This is a genomic window from Delftia sp. GW456-R20 (assembly GCF_001622915.1).
Classification (GTDB): Bacteria; Pseudomonadota; Gammaproteobacteria; order Burkholderiales; family Burkholderiaceae_C; genus Comamonas; species Comamonas acidovorans.
The window spans coordinates 129,309-147,725 of sequence record NZ_LWCN01000001.1 but is presented as its reverse complement, the minus strand read 5'-3'; the positions used below and the strand labels follow the sequence as shown (position 1 = coordinate 147,725).

Below are 18,417 nucleotides of genomic sequence, written 5' to 3'. Positions count from 1 at the left end.
AGCAGCCCAAGTGAACCGAGTTGGATTTTTCATCACCAGCATTCTTCTGGCGCTAGCGCTGCTCAGCTCCATGCTGTTCGTCGTCGATCAGCGCCAGTTCGGCGTGGTCTATGCCCTGGGTCAGATCAAGGAAGTGATCACCGAGCCGGGCCTGAACATCAAGATGCCGCCGCCGTTCCAGAACGTGCGCTACATCGACAAGCGCCTGCTCACGCTGGACAGCACCGACACCGAGCCCATGCTCACTGCCGAAAAGCAGCGCGTGGTCATCGACTGGTACGTGCGCTGGCGCATCTCCGATCCGTCGGAGTACATCCGCAATGTGGGCCTGGACGAGTCGGCTGGCGCCATGCAACTCAACCGTGTGGTGCGCAATGCCTTCCAGGAGGAAATCAACCGCCGCACCGTGCGTGAGCTGCTGTCCAGCAAGCGCGATGCGCTGATGAACGACGTCAAGCGCGAAGTGCTGGAGACCGTGCGCGGCGCCAAGCCCTGGGGCGTGGACGTGGTCGATGTGCGCATCACGCGCGTGGACTATGCCGAGACGATCACGGAATCGGTCTACCGCCGCATGGAAGCCGAACGCAAGCGCGTGGCCAACGAGCTGCGCTCCACCGGCGCCGCCGAAGGCGAGAAGATCCGCGCCGAGGCCGATCGCCAGCGCGAGATCACCATCGCCAATGCCTACCGTGACGCCCAGAAGGTCAAGGGCGAGGGCGATGCCGAAGCCGCCCGGACCTACGCCGAGGCCTTTGGCAAGGACCCGCAGTTTGCGCAGTTCTACCGCAGCCTGGAGGCCTACAAGGCCAGCTTTGCCAAGAAGAGCGATGTGCTCGTGCTCGATCCTTCGCAGACCGATTTCTTCAAGGCCTACCGCAGTGGTGGAAGCTCTGGAAAATAAGCGCGCCTGAGCGGCAATGCCGCCCGGCCCCTGCACGGCGCCCCTGTTGGGGCGCCGTTTTTTCTTGCGCCGCCGCTGTCGCCCGTGCACCGAATCGATTCGGAATACCGAACACCCGCCGTGGGCCTTGGGTCACCCCCAATTTGGGCTGGCCCGCAACAGCCGGTAGAATCACGTTTTTAACAGCCTCCCCCTTTTCCATGTCTGCTTGGGTCCTGCCGGATCACATCGCCGATGTCTTGCCTTCCGAGGCCCGGCACATCGAAGAATTGCGTCGAGGCCTGCTCGATACAGCGCGTGGCTATGGCTATGAACTGGTCATGCCGCCCATGCTGGAGTACCTCGAATCCCTGCTCACCGGCACAGGGGAGGCGCTGGACCTGCAGACCTGCAAGCTCATCGACCAGCTGACAGGCCGCACCATGGGTCTGCGTGCAGACACCACGCAGCAGGTGGCCCGCATCGACGCCCATCTGCTCAACCGCAAGGGCCTCACGCGCCTGTGCTACTGCGGCCCCGTCGTCCATGCCCGCCCTGACCGCCCCCGCGCCACTCGCGAGCCGCTTCAGTTCGGTGCCGAGATCTACGGCCACCAGGGCATGGAAGCCGACCTGGAGGCACTGCACCTGGCGCTGGACTGCCTGCGCAGCGCAGGCGTCACCAACATCAATGTCGATCTGGCCGATGTGCGCATCGTGCGCAGCCTGCTGGCTGGCGTGATGGTGGACATGCAGGTGCTGCGCGGCGTGCACGCTGCGCTGGCCGCCAAGGATGCGAGCGAACTCGAGCGCCTTACGCGCGACTTCCCTGCCGCCTCGCGCGAGGGACTGATGGCCCTGCTGCAGCTGTACGGCGGCATCGAGGTGCTGGACCGTGCCGAGAAGCTGCTGGCCCGCACCGCAGGCGTGCAGCCTCTGCTGGACCAGCTGCGCTGGCTGGCCCAGCGCCTCGAAGGTGTGAGCGTGAGCTTCGATCTGGCCGATCTGCGCGGCTATGCCTACTACAGCGGCACGCGCTTCGCCATCTATGTGCCGGGTGCCAGCGATGCGCTGGTGCGCGGCGGCCGCTATGACGAGGTGGGTGCGGTCTTTGGCCGCAACCGGCCCGCCGCCGGCTTCAGCCTGGACATCAAGCAGCTCGTCGCCGTCGTGCCCGAGCGCCCGCTCAAGGCTGCCATCCGCGCGCCCTGGGGCGACGATCCCCAGGTTGCGGCTGCCATTGCTGCATTGCGCCGGCAGGGCGAGACCGTGGTCTGCGTGCTGCCAGGGCATGAAAGCGAAGTGGACGAATTCCACTGCGACCGCGAGCTCGTGCAGGTTGCCGGGCAGTGGGCCGTGCAAGCCATCTGACGCATTTGTCAATTTCTTCGGATTTCATCGGATTTGAATATGAAAGCTACCAAAGGTCGCAACGTGGTCGTGGTCGGCACCCAGTGGGGTGACGAAGGCAAGGGCAAGCTGGTGGACTGGCTGACCGAAAGCGCCCAGGGCGTGGTCCGCTTCCAGGGTGGCCACAACGCTGGCCACACGCTGGTCATCAACGGCGTGAAGACCGCACTGCACCTGATCCCCAGCGGCATCATGCGCCCCGGCGTGAAGTGCTATATCGGCAACGGCGTGGTGCTCTCTGCCGCCAAGCTGTTCGAGGAAATCGAAGGTCTGGAGAAGGCCGGCGTGCAGGTGCGTGACCGTCTGCGCGTGTCCGAAGCCTGCCCGCTGATCCTGCCCTTCCACTCGGCGCTGGACGTGGCGCGCGAAGCTGCGCGCGAGCAGGGCGGCACCGAGAAGATCGGCACCACCGGCCGTGGCATCGGCCCCGCCTACGAAGACAAGATTGCCCGCCGCGCACTGCGCGTGCAGGACCTCAAGTACCCCGAGCGCTTCGCCACCAAGCTGCGCGAACTGCTGGCCCTGCACAACCACATCCTGGTCAACGTGCTGGGTTCGAAGAACTTCACCTTCGGTGACGCGCTCAAGCCGTACATCAAGGATGGCGAAGTGCAATTCGACGCGGTGTACGAAGAGGCCATGCGCCATGCCGAGCTGCTCAAGCCCATGATGGCCGATGTCTCGCGCGAGCTGAACGCCGCGCACGCCGAAGGCGCCAACCTGCTGTTCGAAGGCGCGCAGGGCACGCTGCTGGACGTGGACCACGGCACCTATCCCTATGTCACCTCGTCCAACTGCGTCGCAGGCAATGCGGCTGCAGGCTCGGGCGTGGGCCCCGGCATGCTGCACTACATCCTGGGCATCACCAAGGCCTACTGCACCCGCGTGGGCGGCGGTCCTTTCCCCACCGAACTGGATTGGGAAAAGGAAGGCACGCCGGGCTGGCACATGAGCACCGTGGGCGCCGAAAAGGGCGTGACCACCGGCCGCTCGCGCCGCTGCGGCTGGTTCGACGCCGCGCTGCTCAAGCGCAGCGCCCAGGTCAACGGCCTGTCGGGCCTGTGCATCACCAAGCTCGACGTGCTCGACGGCCTGCAGGAGCTGCTGCTGTGCGTGGGCTACGAGCTCGATGGCGAGAAGATCGACCTGCTGCCCATGGGCGCCGACGAGATCGCCCGCTGCAAGCCCATCTATGAGTCCATCCCCGGCTGGACCGATTCCACCGTGGGCGTGACCGACTACGACAAGCTGCCGGCCAATGCCCGCCGCTATCTGGAGCGCATCGAGGAAGTGACGGGCGTGCCCATCGCCATGGTTTCGACCAGCCCCGACCGGGATCACACCATCCTGATGCAAAACCCCTACGCCGCCCAGTGAACCACTGGCGGCTGAACCCCAAGATTGAACCAGGAGCCATTCCATGCTGACGGAAGACGGTCAACACCTGTATGTGAGCTACGACGAATACCACGGACTGATCGAAAAGCTCGCGATCAAAGTGCACCAGTCCGGCTGGGAATTCGACACCATTCTCTGCCTGGCCCGTGGCGGCCTGCGTCCCGGTGACATGCTCAGCCGCATCTTCGACAAGCCGCTGGCCATCATGTCCACCAGCTCCTACCGCGCCGAAGCCGGCACGGTGCAGGGCCATCTGGACATCGCGCGCTTCATCACCACGCCCAAGGGCGAGATCGCCGGCCGCGTGCTGCTGGTCGATGACCTGGCCGATTCGGGCCACACGCTGAACGCCGTGATCGCCATGCTCAAGACCAACTACCCGCCGATCACCGAGCTGCGCAGCGCCGTGATCTGGACCAAGGGCCTGTCGGCTTTCACGCCCGACTACTCGGTGGACTACCTGCCGACCAACCCCTGGATCCACCAGCCCTTCGAGCACTACGACACCCTGCGTCCCGAAAAGCTCATGGAGAAGTGGAAGATCTGATCGCCACTGCGCCTTTGGGTGCATGCCAGCGAAGGGAGCCTGTCGGCTCCCTTTTTCGTTGTGGCGGGTATTTCCATGCGCCGTTGTCATGCCTTGATGCAAGTCATGGATTGGCGCGCTTGCCGCGATATCTCGGGCCAACGTCGCGCAAATGTCGGTTTTTTGCACAGCAGCAAAAGCCGATGCCCCAGAGCGTCCGAGGGGCTGATTGGCGCAGCTACACTGCGCAGATTCTCAGAAGGTGGTGCTTTGTGAAACGTCTTTCCGTCGGGCGCTTGAGCGCGGCTGTGGCTTTGGTTGTGGGCGGCGGTGCGCTGGCCTGGCTGGCCGTGGCATCCCTGCCCGGATCCAAATCGGCCCGCGCGGCCTCGGCCACGTCTGCTGCCGTGCAGGCGCAAGCCGCATCGGCCCAGGCGGCCGCCGTTCCTGCCGCGCCTTCCGTTCCCTCGGCTACGGCAGCTCCCGCGGCCCCGGTCGCGCGTGTCACGCCGCCACCGCAGACTCAGGGCCCCACGCCCATCTTTGTGCTCAACTCGCTTGATGCCAACATCAGCATCGTGGACCCGGTCACCTGGCAGGAGACGGCACGCATTCCCACGGGCAAGGAGCCGCATCACCTGTACCTCACGCCGGACGAGAAATCGCTGGTCGTGGCCAATGCGCTGGGCGATACCCTGACCCTGGTCGATCCGCGCACGGGCGAGGTGCAGCGCGTGATCCGCGACATCATCGATCCCTATCACCTGCGCTTCAGCCCGGACATGAAGTGGTTCGTCACGGCGGCCAACCGCCTCAACCACATCGACATCTATCGCTGGGATGGCCAGAACCCGCAACTGGTCAAGCGCGTGCCCACGGGCAAGACGCCCAGCCATCTCTGGATCGATGCCAAGAGCACGACCATCTATTCCACCATGCAGGACAGCGATGCCCTGGTGGCCATCGACATCGCCACCCAGACCATCAAGGCCCGCGTGCCCACCGGCCCCATGCCGGCCGATCTCTATGGCAGCCCGGACGGCACCAAGCTGTTCATCGGCCTGACCGGCAGCGATGGCGTGGAAGTCTTCGACATCACCGGCCCCGAGCCGCGCAGCGTGGCCCGCATCAAGACAGCCGCTGGCGCCCACGCCATGCGCGCGGCCGGCGACGGCCGCCACCTGTATGTGAGCAACCGCGTGGCCAACACCATCAGCAAGATCGACATGCAGACCAACCAGGTCGTGGCCAACTACCCGGCACCGGGCGGTCCCGACTGCATGGACGTCTCCGCCGACGGCCGCTACCTGCTGGTCAGCTCGCGCTGGGCGCGCAAGCTGTCGGTGATCGACACCGTGGAAAAGAAGGTGGTCCAGCAGGTCAAGGTCGGCAAGTCGCCGCACGGCGTGTGGACGCTGGCCCACGCGCAACGCTGATGGACCGCCGTCTCTTTGCGCAATCGCTGGCCGGTGCGGCGGCTTTCGGCCTGCTGCGCCCCGCCTTGGCGGCGGGGCAGGGCACAGGCTGTGCCAAGACCGTGTATCTGACCTTCGACACGGGCCACATGGGCATTGCCGACCTGGTGGCCGATGTGCTCAAGCGCCATGCGGTGCCAGTGACGTTTTTCGCGGCCAACGAGCCCACCCAGCAAGGCGATGGCAGCCTGGGCGAGACCTGGGCGCCCTGGTGGCGCGCACGCGCTGCCGAAGGCCACGAATTCGCCTCGCACACCTACGACCACATGTACTGGCGCGGTGATCTGCGCGCCTCGAAGAACGGGCCGGTCACGGGTTTTCGCGTGCGCCCCTCGGCAGGGCCTCGCGCCAACGAGAACTTCACGGTCGATGCGGCAGGCTATTGCGACGAGATCCGCCGATCCGCACAGCGGCTGCAGCAGATCACGGGGCGCAAGCCTCTGCCGCTGTTCCGTGCGCCCGGTGGCAAGACTTCGCCCGCGCTGCTGGATGCCGCGCGGCAGGGCGGCTATATGCATGTGGGCTGGGCCAGCGCGGGTTTTCTGGGCGATGAGCTGCCCAGCGACCGCTACCCGAATGCGCAGCTGCTGGCCCAGGCGCTCAAGAACATCCGCAGCGGAGACATCCTGCTGGCCCATCTGGGCATCTGGTCACGCAAGGACCCCTGGGCACCTGCCGTGCTGGAACCTTTGATCACGGGCCTGCTCAAGCAGGGGTTCTGCTTCCGCACACTGCGGGAGCATCCCGACTATCGGGATTGGGTAGCAAAATTCGCATAGTGTCCGCGCGCGCAGCGCGGCGGGCGATGGGAGCGTGGTGTGGACTGGTGGATTCAGTGGTTCGGTAATGCGCAGCAGCGCCTGTTCGAGGGCGTTGTCCAGCCCCTGCTGTTCGGCCTGGGGCAGGCCAGCCTGCTGGAGGACGCCTATGGCGCCACGGGCTGGCTGCTGGTGGGCCTGCTGCAGATCTTCATCATGGTGGCGGTGATCGCGCCGCTGCAGTACTGGCGGCCGGTCGAGCCCGTCACCGACCGGCGCGCCATCCACGTGGACATCATCTATACCGTGGTGCACCGGCTGGGCCTGTTCAGGCTGGCCCTGTTCTTCACGCTGGACCCGCTGTGGGACGAGCTCATGGGCCGCCTGCATGTCTGGGGCCTGCCGAGCTTTCACCTGGACGGTGTCTGGCCCGGCGTCACCGACCTGGCCTGGGTCAGCCTGATCATCTACCTGCTGGCCTTCGACTTCCTGGACTACTGGATACACCGCGGCCAGCACAGCATCGGCTGGTGGTGGAAGCTGCATGCGCTGCACCACTCGCAGCGCCAGATGACGGTGTGGAGCGACAACCGCAACCACCTGCTCGACGATGTCATCCGCGACACCATCATCGTGCTCGTGGCCCAGCTCATCGGCGTGGCGCCAGGCCAGTTCGTGGCCATCGTGGCCTTCACCCAGCTCAGCGAGAGCTTCCAGCACGCCAACCTGCGCGTCTGGTTCGGCACCATTGGCGAGCGGCTGTGGATCAGCCCGCGCTTTCACCGCCGCCACCACGCCATCGGCATAGGCCATGAGCCCATGGCGCCCGTGCGCAACAAGAAGGCGCATGGCAACAACTTCGGCGTGCTGCTGCCCTGGTGGGACATGCTGTTCGGCACCGCCAACTTCGAGCTGCGCTTCGATCCCACCGGCGTGCGCGACCAGGTCCAGCCCAATGCCCAGGGCCAGCTGCGCGACTACGGCCAGGGCTTTTGGGCCCAGCAATGGCGTGGGTTCCTAAGGTTGATGGGTCGCGCTTGAGGCTGGGCTCGGGGTATGCTTGCCGGCATGGGCTTGCTACTCGATTCCTTCTGGCGTGCGACGGCGTATTGCCTGCATAAGCGGGTGATTGCATGGTCGCTGTTTCCCTTGCTGTTCATGGCCATCACGGCCTGGCTGCTGGGCTATTTCTTCTGGGCCGATGCCGTCGTCTGGACGGAAGGGGTCCTGCAGGGCGTGGGCTGGCTGCACACCGTCTGGTCCTGGATGGGCGTGCAATCGCTGCCCGAGCTGGTGGCGCCGGTGCTGGTCGTGCTCTCGGTCACGCCGGTGCTGGTCGTGGTCTCGCTGCTGCTGGTGGCGCTGTTCATGACGCCGGCCCTGGTCGAGCTGGTGGCCCAGCGGCGTTTTCCCGCGCTGGAGCGCAGGCAGGGCGCCACCCTGGTCGGCAGCCTGGTGTGGTCCGCAGGCTCTTCGCTGATTGCCTTGATTGCGCTGCTGGTGTCGGTGCCGCTGTGGTTCGTGCCGCCCCTGGTGGTGGTGATCCCGCCGCTGATCTGGGGCTGGCTGACCTACCGCGTCATGGCCTTTGACGCGCTCTCTGCCCACGCCAGCAAGCCCGAGCGCCGCAGCCTGTTCCTGCGCCACCGCCTGGCGCTGATGCTCATGGGCGTGGTCTGCGGCTATCTGGGCGCGGCGCCGGCCATTGTCTGGGCCTCCGGCGTGGTCTTCATCGCGGCCTTCTGGATACTGATTCCGGTGGCCATCTGGATCTATGCGCTGATCTTCGCTTTCTCCTCGCTGTGGTTTGCCCACTTCTGCCTGGCCGCGCTGCAGCGCATGCGCGAGGAGGAACCGGCGCTGCCCGACACTCCCATCGTGCCCTACGCTCCCGACGCGCCGCTCGGAGCCGGCGCGGCCTCTCCCCCCTCCACCCCGCAAGAAAAGACCTCATGACCCTTCAAGTAGGCGCACTCATCATCGGAGACGAAATCCTGTCGGGCAAGCGTGCCGACAAGCACCTTCCCAAGCTGATCGAGCTGCTGGGCGCGCGCGGCCTGTCCCTGGCCCATGCCGAGTACGTGGGCGATGACCGGGCGCGCATCACCGACGCCCTGCGCCGCGCCTTCGCATCGCAGGCCGTGGTCTTCAGCTTTGGCGGCATAGGCGCCACCCCCGACGACCACACGCGCCAATGCGCGGCCGAGGCCCTGGGCGTGCCGCTGGCACTGCACCCGGAAGCCGTGGCCCTGATCCGCGAGCGCATGCGCGATGTGGCCACCGAAGAAGGCAAGCCCTACGAACCCCAGCGCGCCGACAACCTGCACCGGCTGCAGATGGGCAACTTCCCAGAAGGCGCGCGCATCATCCCCAACGTCTACAACAAGATCCCGGGCTTTTCCTGCTCGGGCGCAATGGGCACCGTGCACTTCGTGCCCGGTTTCCCTGTCATGGCCTGGCCCATGGTCGAGTGGGTGCTGGAGCAGCGCTACGCCAAGCATTTCCACAGCTCGGTGCAGCGGGAGCATTCGGTCATCGTCTACGGCGGCATGGAGGCCACGCTGACGCCGCTGATGGTGGCCATAGAGCGCGACCACCCGGGCGTCAAGGTGTTCAGCCTGCCCAGCGTGGATGATTCCAAGCACGGCCGGCACATAGAACTTGGTGTCAAGGGCGAAGCTGGTGCCGTCACCAAGGCCTGGCCCACGCTGCTGGAAGGTTTGCACTCATTTGGTGCAAGTCTTGGCCCTGAATTGGTGCGCAATATCTGATTTACGGGCCGGCCCCTGAATCTGCACCGATTTGGTGAAGATGCCGGGCGGTGGATCGAATGCCGACAGAGGCCTCAATGTCATCCACAAGCCCTTCCCAAGGCGGCAGAATCACGGGGCTGGCGCGCCAAGCAGGTGCCAGTCTGCAGGCATGCACTCAATGGATGCAGCCTGGCACGCAAACTGCTTAAGAGTATTTATCTTTTTTGATCAGCCAGATTGGCAGGAGAGATCTGATGGCAAAGACCGTTGCAGACGTGTTGAACATGGTGAAGGAGAACGAGGTCAAATTCGTGGACCTTCGTTTTACGGACACCCGTGGCAAGGAGCAGCACGTCACGGTGCCGGTGTCGCACTTCGACGAAGACAAGTTCACCTCGGGCCACGCCTTCGACGGCTCGTCGGTGGCAGGCTGGAAGGGCATTGAAGCATCTGACATGCAGCTGATGCCCGATCCCGCTACCGCGAACATCGACCCCTTCTTTGAAGAGACCACGCTGTTCCTGCAGTGCGATGTGATCGAACCCGGTGATGGCAAGGCCTACGACCGCGATCCCCGCTCCGTGGCCAAGCGCGCCGAAGCCTATCTGAAGGCATCGGGCCTGGGCGACACCGCCTACTTCGGACCCGAACCCGAATTCTTCATCTTCGACGGCGTGCGCTGGAACACCGAACCCGGCAGCACCTTCTACGAAATCGAAGAGTACGAAGCACCCTGGAATTCGGGCGCCAAGTTCGAATCCGGCAACCGCGGCCACCGTCCGCGCAACAAGGGCGGCTACTTCCCCGTGCCCCCGGTGGACAGCACCCAGGATCTGCGCGCCGAAATGGTGCTGCTGCTCGAACAGCTGGGCATTCCCGTCGAAGTGTTCCACCACGAAGTGGCTGGCGCCGGCCAGAACGAGATCGGCACCCGCTTCAGCACCCTGGTGGAGCGCGCCGACTGGACACAGGTCATGAAGTACGTGATCTGGAACGTGGCCAACACCTACGGCAAGACCGCCACCTTCATGCCCAAGCCCTATCCGGGCGACAACGGCTCGGGCATGCACGTGCACCAGTCCGTCTGGAAGGATGGCAAGAACCTGTTCGCAGGTGACGGCTACGCCGGCCTGTCCGACTTCGCGCTGTACTACATCGGCGGCATCATCAAGCACGCCCGTGCCCTGAACGCCATCACCAACCCCGGCACCAACAGCTACAAGCGCCTGGTGCCCGGCTTCGAGGCTCCGGTCAAGCTGGCCTACTCGGCCAAGAACCGCTCGGCATCGATCCGCATCCCCTACGTGGCCAACCCCAAGGGCCGCCGCGTCGAGGCACGCTTCCCCGATCCGCTGATGAACCCCTACCTGGGCTTCTCGGCCCTGCTGATGGCAGGTCTGGACGGCGTGGAAAACAAGATCCATCCCGGCGAAGCCGCGACCAAGGATCTGTACCACCTGCCCCCGGAAGAGGACAAGCTGGTGCCCACGGTCTGCCACAGCCTGGACCAGGCCCTGGAAGCGCTGGACGCGGACCGCTCGTTCCTGACCAAGGGCGGCGTGTTCTCGGACAGCATGCTCGATGCCTACATCGAGCTGAAGATGGGCGAAGTGACCCGTTACCGTCAGGCCGTGCATCCGGTCGAGTACGACATGTACTTCTCGCTGTAAGGCGAGTCGGCAAAAAGGCGGCGCAAGCCGCCTTTTTTGCTTTCGGCCAGGACCTGGGTATGCTGGGCGCGGAACCAAAAGGGGTTGGCCCGCTCAAGAAATGACGTCCAGCCCGGAAGATGGAGCGATACTTGCCCGGATAAGCCGGGCCCTTCCGATCTGGCTACCCGAGGGAATGGAATGAAGAAACTGTTTGTGTCACTGCTGCTGCCCCTGCTGTCGGTGGGAGCCTGGTCCCAGGACGTGATCTACCGCTGCGGCAACGAGTACACCAACAACGTCAGCCAGGCCAAGGCCAAGGACTGCAAGCCGGTGGACGGCGGGCATGTGACGGTGATCCATGGCGGCAGCAAGCCGGCGGCCTCGGGCGGCAGCCAGGCACCGCGCACCTCCGCCGCTCCGGCCGCAGGATCGCCCGCTCCGGCCAAGGTCAACAGCAGCGCCCAGAAGGCCCGCGACTCCGACGCGCGGACCATTCTGGAAAGCGAGCTGGCCCGCGCCCAGGAGAAGCTGACACAGCTGCGTCAGGAGTACAACGATGGCAATCCCCAGCGCACCGCATTGGAGTTGCGCAATCCCCAGGGCTATCTGGAACGTGTCGAGCAGCTCAAGAGCAGCATCTCGCGGCAGGAAGGCGATGTCGCCGGCATCCGCCGTGAGCTGGATCGACTTCCCAAGAACTGACGGGCCTGCGCGGCCCACCGGAGCCCGGCCATGATCCAGGACGACCGGCCGGCGCCCCCGGCCTCCTATCAGGCGCTTGACCTGCTGTGCACGCTGATGACCGTGCTCGACGAGCAGGGTGCCGTGCTTTTCGCCAACGCAGCCCTTGAGAACGCACTGGGCCTGTCGCGCCGCATGCTCGAAGGCAGCGAGCTGGCGGCCTGCTTCACCGAGCCGGCCTTGCTGGACAAGGCCTTGCGTGGCGCCCAGGACAACGACTTCGCGGCCCTGCGCTTCGAGGCCAGCCTGCACCGCGTGGGCGGCGATGCGCTGCCCGTGCACGTCACGGTCTCGCTGGCCGAGCGGCCCGGCCATGTGCTGGTCGAGTTCTGGCCGCTGGAGCAGCAGGCCCGCCAGGACCGCGAGGAGCGGCTGCGCGAGCAGGCCCAGGCGCACAAGGAGCTGATCCGCAACCTGGCCCACGAGATCAAGAACCCGCTGGGCGGCATCCGTGGCGCAGCCCAGCTGCTGCAGATGGATCTGGACGCCCCCGAGCTGCGCGAGTACACCGAAGTCATCATCCACGAGGCCGACCGGCTGCAGGCGCTGGTGGATCGGCTGCTAGCGCCGCACCGCCATCCGCATGAGGTGGGCGACGTCAACATCCACGAAGTCTGCGAGCGCGTGCGCTCGCTGGTGCTGGTCGAGCACCCTGCCGGGCTGACCATCACGCGCGACTACGACATCTCCATCCCGGAGTTCCGGGGCGACAGCGCCCAGCTGATCCAGGCCGTGCTCAACATCGTCCAGAACGCCGCGCAGGCGCTGCAGGAGCGCATCGCCGCCGGTGATGCCGAGATCATTTTGCGAACGCGTGTGGCCCGGCAGGTAACTTTTGGTCGCCAGCGCTATCGGTTGGCATTGGAATTGCATGTGATCGACAACGGGCCAGGCGTTCCCGATGCCATTAAGGAGCGGATCTTCTATCCGCTGGTATCGGGAAGGGATGGCGGTTCGGGACTGGGGCTGACGCTGGCGCAGACCTTCGTGCAGCGCCACCAGGGGCTGATCGAATGTGAAAGCCAGCCGGGCCGCACGGATTTCCGCATCCTCATTCCCCTGCCTTGAGGCCCACGGAAGTCAACACTGCAACAAGGGAAGGATGCACCACCAATGAAACCGATCTGGATCGTGGATGATGACCCTTCCATCCGCTTCGTGCTGGAAAAGGCACTGGGCCGGGAAGGCTGGGCAACGCGCAGCTTCATCCAGGCTCGCGATGTGCTCACGGCACTGTCCGATGTCGATGCCGGCGACCCGGCGCGCCAGCCACCCCAGGTGCTGGTGAGCGACATCCGCATGCCCGGCGGCTCGGGGCTGGAGCTGCTCGAGCAGATCCGCGCCCAGCAGCCGGGCCTGCCCGTCATCATCATGACCGCGTACTCCGACCTGGACAGTGCCGTCTCGGCCTTCCAGCGCGGAGCCTTCGAATACCTGCCTAAACCCTTCGACCTGCCCAAGGCCGTGGAACTCATCCGGCGCGCCGTCGAGGAAAGCCTGCGCGAGGATGTGGCCGAGGCCCAGGCCCCGCTGCAGGCCGAGATGCTGGGCCAGGCGCCTGCCATGCAGGACGTGTTCCGCGCCATCGGCCGGCTCAGCCAGAGCCAGGTCACGGTGCTGATCACGGGCGAGTCGGGCTCGGGCAAGGAGCTGGTGGCGCGCGCGCTGCACAAGCACTCGCCCGTGGCGGGTGGCCCCTTCGTGGCCATCAACACCGCCGCCATCCCCAAGGACCTGCTGGAGTCCGAACTGTTCGGCCACGAGCGCGGCGCCTTCACGGGCGCCCAGACGCAACGGCGCGGACGCTTCGAGCAGGCCGAGGGCGGCACGCTCTTTCTCGATGAAATCGGCGACATGCCCTTCGACCTGCAGACGCGCCTGCTGCGTGTGCTGTCGGACGGGCACTTCTACCGCGTGGGCGGCCACCAGGCCGTCAAGGCCCATGTGCGCGTCATCGCCGCCACCCACCAGGACCTGGAGCAGCGCGTGCGCAACGGCGGCTTCCGCGAGGATCTGTTCCACCGCCTCAACGTCATCCGCCTGCGCCTGCCCGCGCTGCGCGAGCGCAATGAAGACGTGCCCATGCTGGCTCGCCACTTCCTGCAGCAAAGCGCGCGGCAACTGGGCGTGGAGCCCAAGCGCATGGGGGTCGATGCCATGCAGCGGCTGCAGACCTTCGCCTTCCCCGGCAACGTGCGACAGCTGGAGAACATCTGCCACTGGCTGACCGTCATGGCCCCTGCCCAGGTCATCTCGGTCAAGGACCTGCCCCCCGAGGTGCTGGGCGAAGCCGCCCCGCCCGTGGGCGGTGGCAACGGCGGCGTGCCTGCGCCGGCCACGCTGCCGCATGCGCCGGCGACGCTGGCGGAAGAGGGCCTTGGCCGACTGGCCGTGCCCGTGTCCGCGCTGGCCCCGCCGCATGACACCGCCCTGGCCGCTTCCGACCTGGACTGGGTCCATCTGCTGGGGCAACAGGCGCGCCAGCTGCTGGAGCACACCCACGCCCAGGGGCATGGTGAAGTCTGGGACCAGCTGTCCCGCCGCTTCGAGGCGCAGCTGATCCGCTCGGCCCTGGCCGTCACCCACGGCCGCCGGGTCGAGGCCGCCCAGCGCCTGGGCATTGGCCGCAACACCATCACCCGCAAGCTGCAGGAGCTGGGCATGGACGAGGACGCCTTCGAGTAAGGTAAGCCGGCGGGCGGCCGGGCCCTTGCCTTGGCAAGGGTCCGGCTCCTACAGGCCGGCGCCCGGGGTGCTGACGGGCCCGGCCGCCCGGGCTTGGGACAATGGAGTCCTCTTCGCTGGAACGGCCTACGTCCCGACCTATCGTGCCCACAGTCCTCTCCAACCTCTGGCAAAAAGCCAAGCCCGCTCGTCCGGGCCTGATGTACCCATCGACACCGCGCACGCTTGGCGAGCCGGTCGATGCGTACTGGCACGACCGCTACTTCCTGGAGCCTTACTTCGTTGCGGGGCGTGGTTACGACCAATACCGTCCCGCCTACGCACTGGGCTGGAAAGCGTCACTTGAACCCGAGCACGCGCAGCAGGATTTCGACGATGTCGAATTCGAGCTCGAAGAGCGCTGGGAGCAGGTTCGGGGCAGCAGCCTGCTGCGCTGGAGCCAGGTGCGCGAGGCCGTCGAGGCCTCATGGCTGCAGGCGCGCCAGCGCACGCCCACACAGCCAGTGGCCACCACGCTGGAATTGCAGAGCACGGCCCTGCTCAATGCCGTGCTGGCCCTGGGCCGCCAGGCGCATGCACGCCTGGGTGAATGCATGAATCCCATGCCCCAGGGGCTGATCGGACAGGTGCTGGCGCGGCATTTCAATGCCAGCCAGATCCTCGTCGAAGACCTGGAACGTGCCATCGGCTCCAGCGGCGGCGTGGTCCTGCCCGTGCGCGACAGCCGTGCCGCACTGCGTCGCAACGCCTTCTGGGACGGGCTGCTGGGCAGGGAAGAGGGCGCGGACTACGTGCTGGACCAGGCCGAGTCCTGCCAGCAGCAATGGCTAAGCGCCTATGAGGCCGCCGAGCAGGTACGTCTGCCCAGGGCGCTCAGCGAGATTCTTCACCGCCAGTCCCTGATGCTGCGCGGCCATATCGAGGCCATCCACTGGCTGCGCCGCTACATGCTGTAGCCGGCTGGCTGGAATTCAGCCCAAGGTCACGACCACGGGCGCGTGATCGCTGGGCTGAGGGTTCTTGCGCGGCGCGCGGTCCACGCTGCAGGCGCTGACGCTGGGACTGGGACTGGGTCGCAAGGCCTCGGTGACAGCCACCGGATGATGTCCATTGCAACGCCACTCCATGCCCATTGCCTCGCCAAAGGCTTTGGTGTCTTCGCGCAAGCCCGGCTACGATTCGATGATTGAGGGGGATTCCCGGTCGCAGGTCGCATTGCCCGGGATGTCACCAGATCTGTCGATTCCATAAAACGCATACCAATTCATGACCTGGCTCTCACAGGCACTGCCCTTGCTGGCACTCTTGGCCGCTTTGCCCCTGCTGTATGCGCTTTCGCTGGTGCTCACGGCGTTGAGCTATATGCGCCTTCGCCTGCGTACGGCGCCTGTGACGCTGGTGGATCGACAGGCTCTGACCCCCGAGTCGCGCACGGTGCTCGATGCCATGCGACCGCAGTTGCAGGCCCTGGGCTTTAGCTGGTGCGCCAGCCTGAAAGGACGGCATCCGCAGGTCATGGAGCCTGATCTGCCGCTGGAGCTCGATCTGTATGTTCACGCCGGCGGGCGGGCCTGGGCCCTGGCCCAGCCCGAGCAGGCTGAGAGCGCAGCGCATGGGCGTACCGTGGGCAGCGTGACCTGGCTGAGCTTCTTTGCCGATGGTTGCTGCTGGGTCGGCTTCAATGGTCGGCTTGCGTTGACGCCGGCTGCGCCGCCGGGCTGGACCTATGTTGACGATGCCCAGCCCGGCACGGCGCAGGCCTGGGCAGCCTATGAACGACGCCTGTCCGAAGACCCCGCGCCGGTGGTCCATGGCCTGGATGAGGTTGTGCAACGCCTTGGGTCACTGGCCCAAAGTCAGGCCGAGACTCTGCAGGCGCAGGGGCGGGCACTGCCGGCAGGGCAGGATTGCTGGAGGCTGACGTGGCGGCAGTCGCTGCGCATGGCCTGGGGTGCGCTGCAGCACGCAAGAAGGGAAAACAAGGCCACACCCGCAGCGGTGTCCGATGCGCTGGCAGATGCCCATGTCAGTGACGCCGGCGCCCGCCAACAGTCCGAGGCGCTGCGCTTCGCGTACCAGAAGGCGCTGATGCGCGCCCTGGGTTCCGCGCACAACCGCCACCGCAGCTTCTGGGTCACGGCGGTACTGTTCCTGGCGGTGGGCGCCGTGCTGTTTTCTTGGGATATGGCATGGATGCTGCTGCTGGTGGTCGCCGTGCATGAAGGCGGGCACTGGCTGGCCATGCGCTGGGCGGGCTACCAGCGGCAATCGGTCTTCTTCATTCCCGGCCTGGGCGGGATGGCCACCGGCGAGAAGCCGGATGCCACGCCGCTGGAGAAGGTGGGCGTCTTTCTGGCCGGCCCCATGCCGGGGCTGGTACTGGCCGTAGGTGTGATGGCCGCCGTCGGCTGGGGCCTGGCCCCGCTGCCGCCCGCATGGGCCATGCAGTTGCTGCTGTTGACCCTGCTGATCAATGCCTTCAACCTGCTGCCCATCACGCCGCTGGATGGCGGGCGCGTGGTGGAAGCTCTGCTGTTCGCGCGCCTGCCCGTGCTGCGGTTGGTGTTCGCGCTGGCGGGCATGGCCGCGTTGGGAGGGCTGGCCTGGTTCAGCCGCGACCCCTTGCTGTCCGTCATCGCGGGCGTGCTGTTGCTGGGCCTGCCGTGGCAATGGAGGGTGATGCGACTGGAAAGGGCCATCCACCTCACCGCGCGCACGTCCCCTGCCGCAGGGAGCTCAGGCGGTCAGGCGCCAGCGGCCAGCTTTGCTCCTGCCTGCGAAGCCGAGGCCGTGCGCCGCCTGTTCGGCGTGCTGCAGCAGCCGGCCTTCGCGCGCTGGCCCTTCATGCGGCGCGCCGCCGCCGTAGGTGCATTGCTGCCGGGCCAGCAGGCGCGGGCGCCCGGGTGGGGCGAGGGCGCGGCGGGCCTGCTCATCTACCTGGCCTGCCTTGCGCTCCCGGTGGCGGCGTTGGTTGGCATTTACAAGACGGCGCCGCAAGGGCGGCAGGCCATGGCTGCGCTGTGGGATGTGGAGCTTGAGCCAAGCCGCGGGTATTCGCCCGAAACGCATATGGCGGACATCGAGGATCGCCTGGTCCAGGCCCTGCAGCGGCCTGCGACGGACCCGACGCAGCAGGAGCAACAGGTTCAGGCCCGGCTCGATGCGGCCGAAGAGATGCTCTCCATCGAGGACTACCCGGCAGCCTCCGAGCGTGCCCGGGAGCTTTACCAGTCGGCCTGGGCGCTCGCGCGACCACGCGGGCTGCATGACTTGCTGCGCGCGCAGGCGTTGAAAGGCATGGCCGATACGGCCGATGAGCCCGAGCAGGCCGCGCAGTGGCACCAGCAACTGGTGGCTGAGCTGCAGGGGGCGCAAGGCCCTGTCCGCCTGGTACTGGCCAGCGCGCAGGCGCACCTCGCGCAATTCCCCATGCCGGGCGTGTCCATGGCCCAACGGCTTGGACTGATGGCACAAGCAGTGGAAAGCCACCGTGCCGAGGCCGACACGCTGGATGACGCCATGCTCTTGCATGCGCGCGTGAAATTGGCCCGCCTGCTGGACGTCAGCGGTCACCCTGAGGCGGCGCAAGCCCAGTTGTATGCCAACGTGGTCGCGCTGCAGGCCGCACAGAACGTACGGAGGATTGCCATGGGTTTGCCGGAGTACCAGGACTTCCAGCGCGGGATGCTTATGCAGGCCGAAGCGCTGTACGCGCGGTTCCTGGCCAGTCACGGCCAGGCTGAGGAGGGTGTGAAGCTGGCCCGCAACAGCCTGCAGCGGGCCGGGCGGCTGCAAGCCGACCATTACGCCAGCCGTGACAGCCAGAGTGCCTGGCTGTGGGCAGCCATGGCGACCGGGCAGCCGCTAGCAGTTCGCCAGGCCCTGGCAGGGCAGCATCCGGCGGGCCATGCGCAAGGCAAGATTGAGGCCGCCCGCGATACGCTCGCCGTTGCGCAATGGCTCGATGATCCCCAACTGCACAGTCAGGCGCTGACCGTATTGCAGCAACTGCCTGCGGCGCGCCGCGCCGGCCTGTGCCGCAGCCTGAGCCCGCGCGCTGACATCCACATCGACTGGCGCGACATGGAACGCCTGCGCCGTTACGAGTCGGTGCAGGCCGCAGGCTTGTGCAGCGGTTGA

At 66.3% G+C, this 18,417-nt stretch carries 15 protein-coding genes and 1 pseudogene; 15 read left to right on the top strand and 1 reads right to left on the bottom strand.

Annotated features, from left to right (window positions below; translation table 11 throughout):
• The first annotated feature begins 10 nt into the window (after nucleotides 1-10).
• From hflC to A4F85_RS00550, 14 genes are all read left to right on the top strand, one after another.
• A complete protein-coding gene (gene hflC / locus A4F85_RS00615) occupies nucleotides 11-901 on the top strand; it encodes a protease modulator HflC (protein WP_063325331.1) in 891 nt (296 codons plus the stop codon).
• A gap of 200 nt (nucleotides 902-1,101) precedes the next feature.
• Nucleotides 1,102-2,250 carry an ATP phosphoribosyltransferase regulatory subunit gene (locus A4F85_RS00610; RefSeq protein ID WP_012206809.1) on the top strand — a complete coding sequence of 383 codons (1,149 nt, stop codon included), beginning with the start codon at nucleotides 1,102-1,104 and terminating at the stop codon, nucleotides 2,248-2,250.
• A 39-nt stretch (nucleotides 2,251-2,289) separates the two neighbouring features.
• Nucleotides 2,290-3,666 (top strand): adenylosuccinate synthase, encoded by a 1,377-nt coding sequence (locus A4F85_RS00605; RefSeq protein WP_012206808.1) that lies wholly within the window; start codon nucleotides 2,290-2,292, stop codon nucleotides 3,664-3,666.
• A 43-nt stretch (nucleotides 3,667-3,709) separates the two neighbouring features.
• On the top strand, nucleotides 3,710-4,234 hold the full coding sequence (locus A4F85_RS00600; RefSeq protein WP_012206807.1) for a phosphoribosyltransferase: 525 nt from the start codon (nucleotides 3,710-3,712) through the stop codon (nucleotides 4,232-4,234).
• 182 nt (nucleotides 4,235-4,416) lie between these two features.
• On the top strand, nucleotides 4,417-5,649 hold the full coding sequence (locus A4F85_RS00595) for a YncE family protein (RefSeq protein WP_012206806.1): 1,233 nt from the start codon (nucleotides 4,417-4,419) through the stop codon (nucleotides 5,647-5,649).
• Nucleotides 5,649-6,467 carry a polysaccharide deacetylase family protein gene (locus A4F85_RS00590; RefSeq protein WP_043819097.1) on the top strand — a complete coding sequence of 273 codons (819 nt, stop codon included), beginning with the start codon at nucleotides 5,649-5,651 and terminating at the stop codon, nucleotides 6,465-6,467. Before A4F85_RS00595 ends, A4F85_RS00590 begins: the two co-directional genes overlap by 1 nt.
• Nucleotides 6,468-6,506: 39 nt before the next feature.
• Entirely contained in the window at nucleotides 6,507-7,487 is a 981-nt protein-coding gene (locus tag A4F85_RS00585; protein WP_012206804.1) for a sterol desaturase family protein, read from the top strand.
• Nucleotides 7,488-7,502: 15 nt separating this feature from the next.
• Nucleotides 7,503-8,402, top strand: coding sequence for an EI24 domain-containing protein (locus tag A4F85_RS00580; RefSeq protein WP_043782572.1), 900 nt, complete (start codon nucleotides 7,503-7,505; stop codon nucleotides 8,400-8,402).
• Entirely contained in the window at nucleotides 8,399-9,217 is an 819-nt protein-coding gene (locus A4F85_RS00575) for a competence/damage-inducible protein A (RefSeq protein WP_063325330.1), read from the top strand. The genes A4F85_RS00580 and A4F85_RS00575 overlap by 4 nt, the downstream gene beginning before the upstream one ends.
• 236 nt (nucleotides 9,218-9,453) lie before the next feature.
• Nucleotides 9,454-10,869, top strand: coding sequence for a type I glutamate--ammonia ligase (gene glnA, locus A4F85_RS00570; RefSeq protein WP_012206801.1), 1,416 nt, complete (start codon nucleotides 9,454-9,456; stop codon nucleotides 10,867-10,869).
• A gap of 180 nt (nucleotides 10,870-11,049) precedes the next feature.
• Complete coding sequence (locus A4F85_RS00565) at nucleotides 11,050-11,553, top strand: hypothetical protein (RefSeq protein ID WP_013801180.1); 504 nt, start codon at nucleotides 11,050-11,052, stop codon at nucleotides 11,551-11,553.
• 30 nt (nucleotides 11,554-11,583) lie between these two features.
• Complete coding sequence (gene glnL, locus A4F85_RS00560) at nucleotides 11,584-12,660, top strand: nitrogen regulation protein NR(II) (RefSeq protein ID WP_012206799.1); 1,077 nt, start codon at nucleotides 11,584-11,586, stop codon at nucleotides 12,658-12,660.
• Between the two features lie 45 nt (nucleotides 12,661-12,705).
• Nucleotides 12,706-14,277 (top strand): nitrogen regulation protein NR(I), encoded by a 1,572-nt coding sequence (gene ntrC / locus A4F85_RS00555; RefSeq protein WP_063325329.1) that lies wholly within the window; start codon nucleotides 12,706-12,708, stop codon nucleotides 14,275-14,277.
• A gap of 143 nt (nucleotides 14,278-14,420) precedes the next feature.
• On the top strand, nucleotides 14,421-15,233 hold the full coding sequence (locus A4F85_RS00550) for a hypothetical protein (RefSeq protein WP_224986152.1): 813 nt from the start codon (nucleotides 14,421-14,423) through the stop codon (nucleotides 15,231-15,233).
• A 15-nt stretch (nucleotides 15,234-15,248) separates the two neighbouring features.
• Here the strand turns inward: A4F85_RS00550 and A4F85_RS30950 are convergent.
• Nucleotides 15,249-15,374, bottom strand: a pseudogene (locus A4F85_RS30950) (exodeoxyribonuclease III); the annotation flags it as partial.
• A gap of 169 nt (nucleotides 15,375-15,543) precedes the next feature.
• Between A4F85_RS30950 and A4F85_RS00545 the strand changes: the two are divergent.
• Nucleotides 15,544-18,417, top strand: a complete 2,874-nt coding sequence (locus A4F85_RS00545; RefSeq protein WP_063325328.1) for a site-2 protease family protein — start codon at nucleotides 15,544-15,546, stop codon at nucleotides 18,415-18,417.

What these genes read in the sequence shown, in the direction of transcription:
- A4F85_RS00610 (WP_012206809.1), top strand. Translation starts at nt 1,102, where the DNA reads ATGTCTGCTTGGGTCCTGCCGGATCACATCGCCGATGTCTTGCCTTCC.
- A4F85_RS00605 (WP_012206808.1), top strand. Translation starts at nt 2,290, where the DNA reads ATGAAAGCTACCAAAGGTCGCAACGTGGTCGTGGTCGGCACCCAGTGG.
- A4F85_RS00600 (WP_012206807.1), top strand. Translation starts at nt 3,710, where the DNA reads ATGCTGACGGAAGACGGTCAACACCTGTATGTGAGCTACGACGAATAC.
- A4F85_RS00595 (WP_012206806.1), top strand. Translation starts at nt 4,417, where the DNA reads ATGCCCCAGAGCGTCCGAGGGGCTGATTGGCGCAGCTACACTGCGCAG.
- A4F85_RS00590 (WP_043819097.1), top strand. Translation starts at nt 5,649, where the DNA reads ATGGACCGCCGTCTCTTTGCGCAATCGCTGGCCGGTGCGGCGGCTTTC.
- A4F85_RS00580 (WP_043782572.1), top strand. Translation starts at nt 7,503, where the DNA reads ATGCTTGCCGGCATGGGCTTGCTACTCGATTCCTTCTGGCGTGCGACG.
- A4F85_RS00575 (WP_063325330.1), top strand. Translation starts at nt 8,399, where the DNA reads ATGACCCTTCAAGTAGGCGCACTCATCATCGGAGACGAAATCCTGTCG.
- glnA (WP_012206801.1), top strand. Translation starts at nt 9,454, where the DNA reads ATGGCAAAGACCGTTGCAGACGTGTTGAACATGGTGAAGGAGAACGAG.
- A4F85_RS00565 (WP_013801180.1), top strand. Translation starts at nt 11,050, where the DNA reads ATGAAGAAACTGTTTGTGTCACTGCTGCTGCCCCTGCTGTCGGTGGGA.
- glnL (WP_012206799.1), top strand. Translation starts at nt 11,584, where the DNA reads ATGATCCAGGACGACCGGCCGGCGCCCCCGGCCTCCTATCAGGCGCTT.
- ntrC (WP_063325329.1), top strand. Translation starts at nt 12,706, where the DNA reads ATGAAACCGATCTGGATCGTGGATGATGACCCTTCCATCCGCTTCGTG.
- A4F85_RS00545 (WP_063325328.1), top strand. Translation starts at nt 15,544, where the DNA reads ATGACCTGGCTCTCACAGGCACTGCCCTTGCTGGCACTCTTGGCCGCT.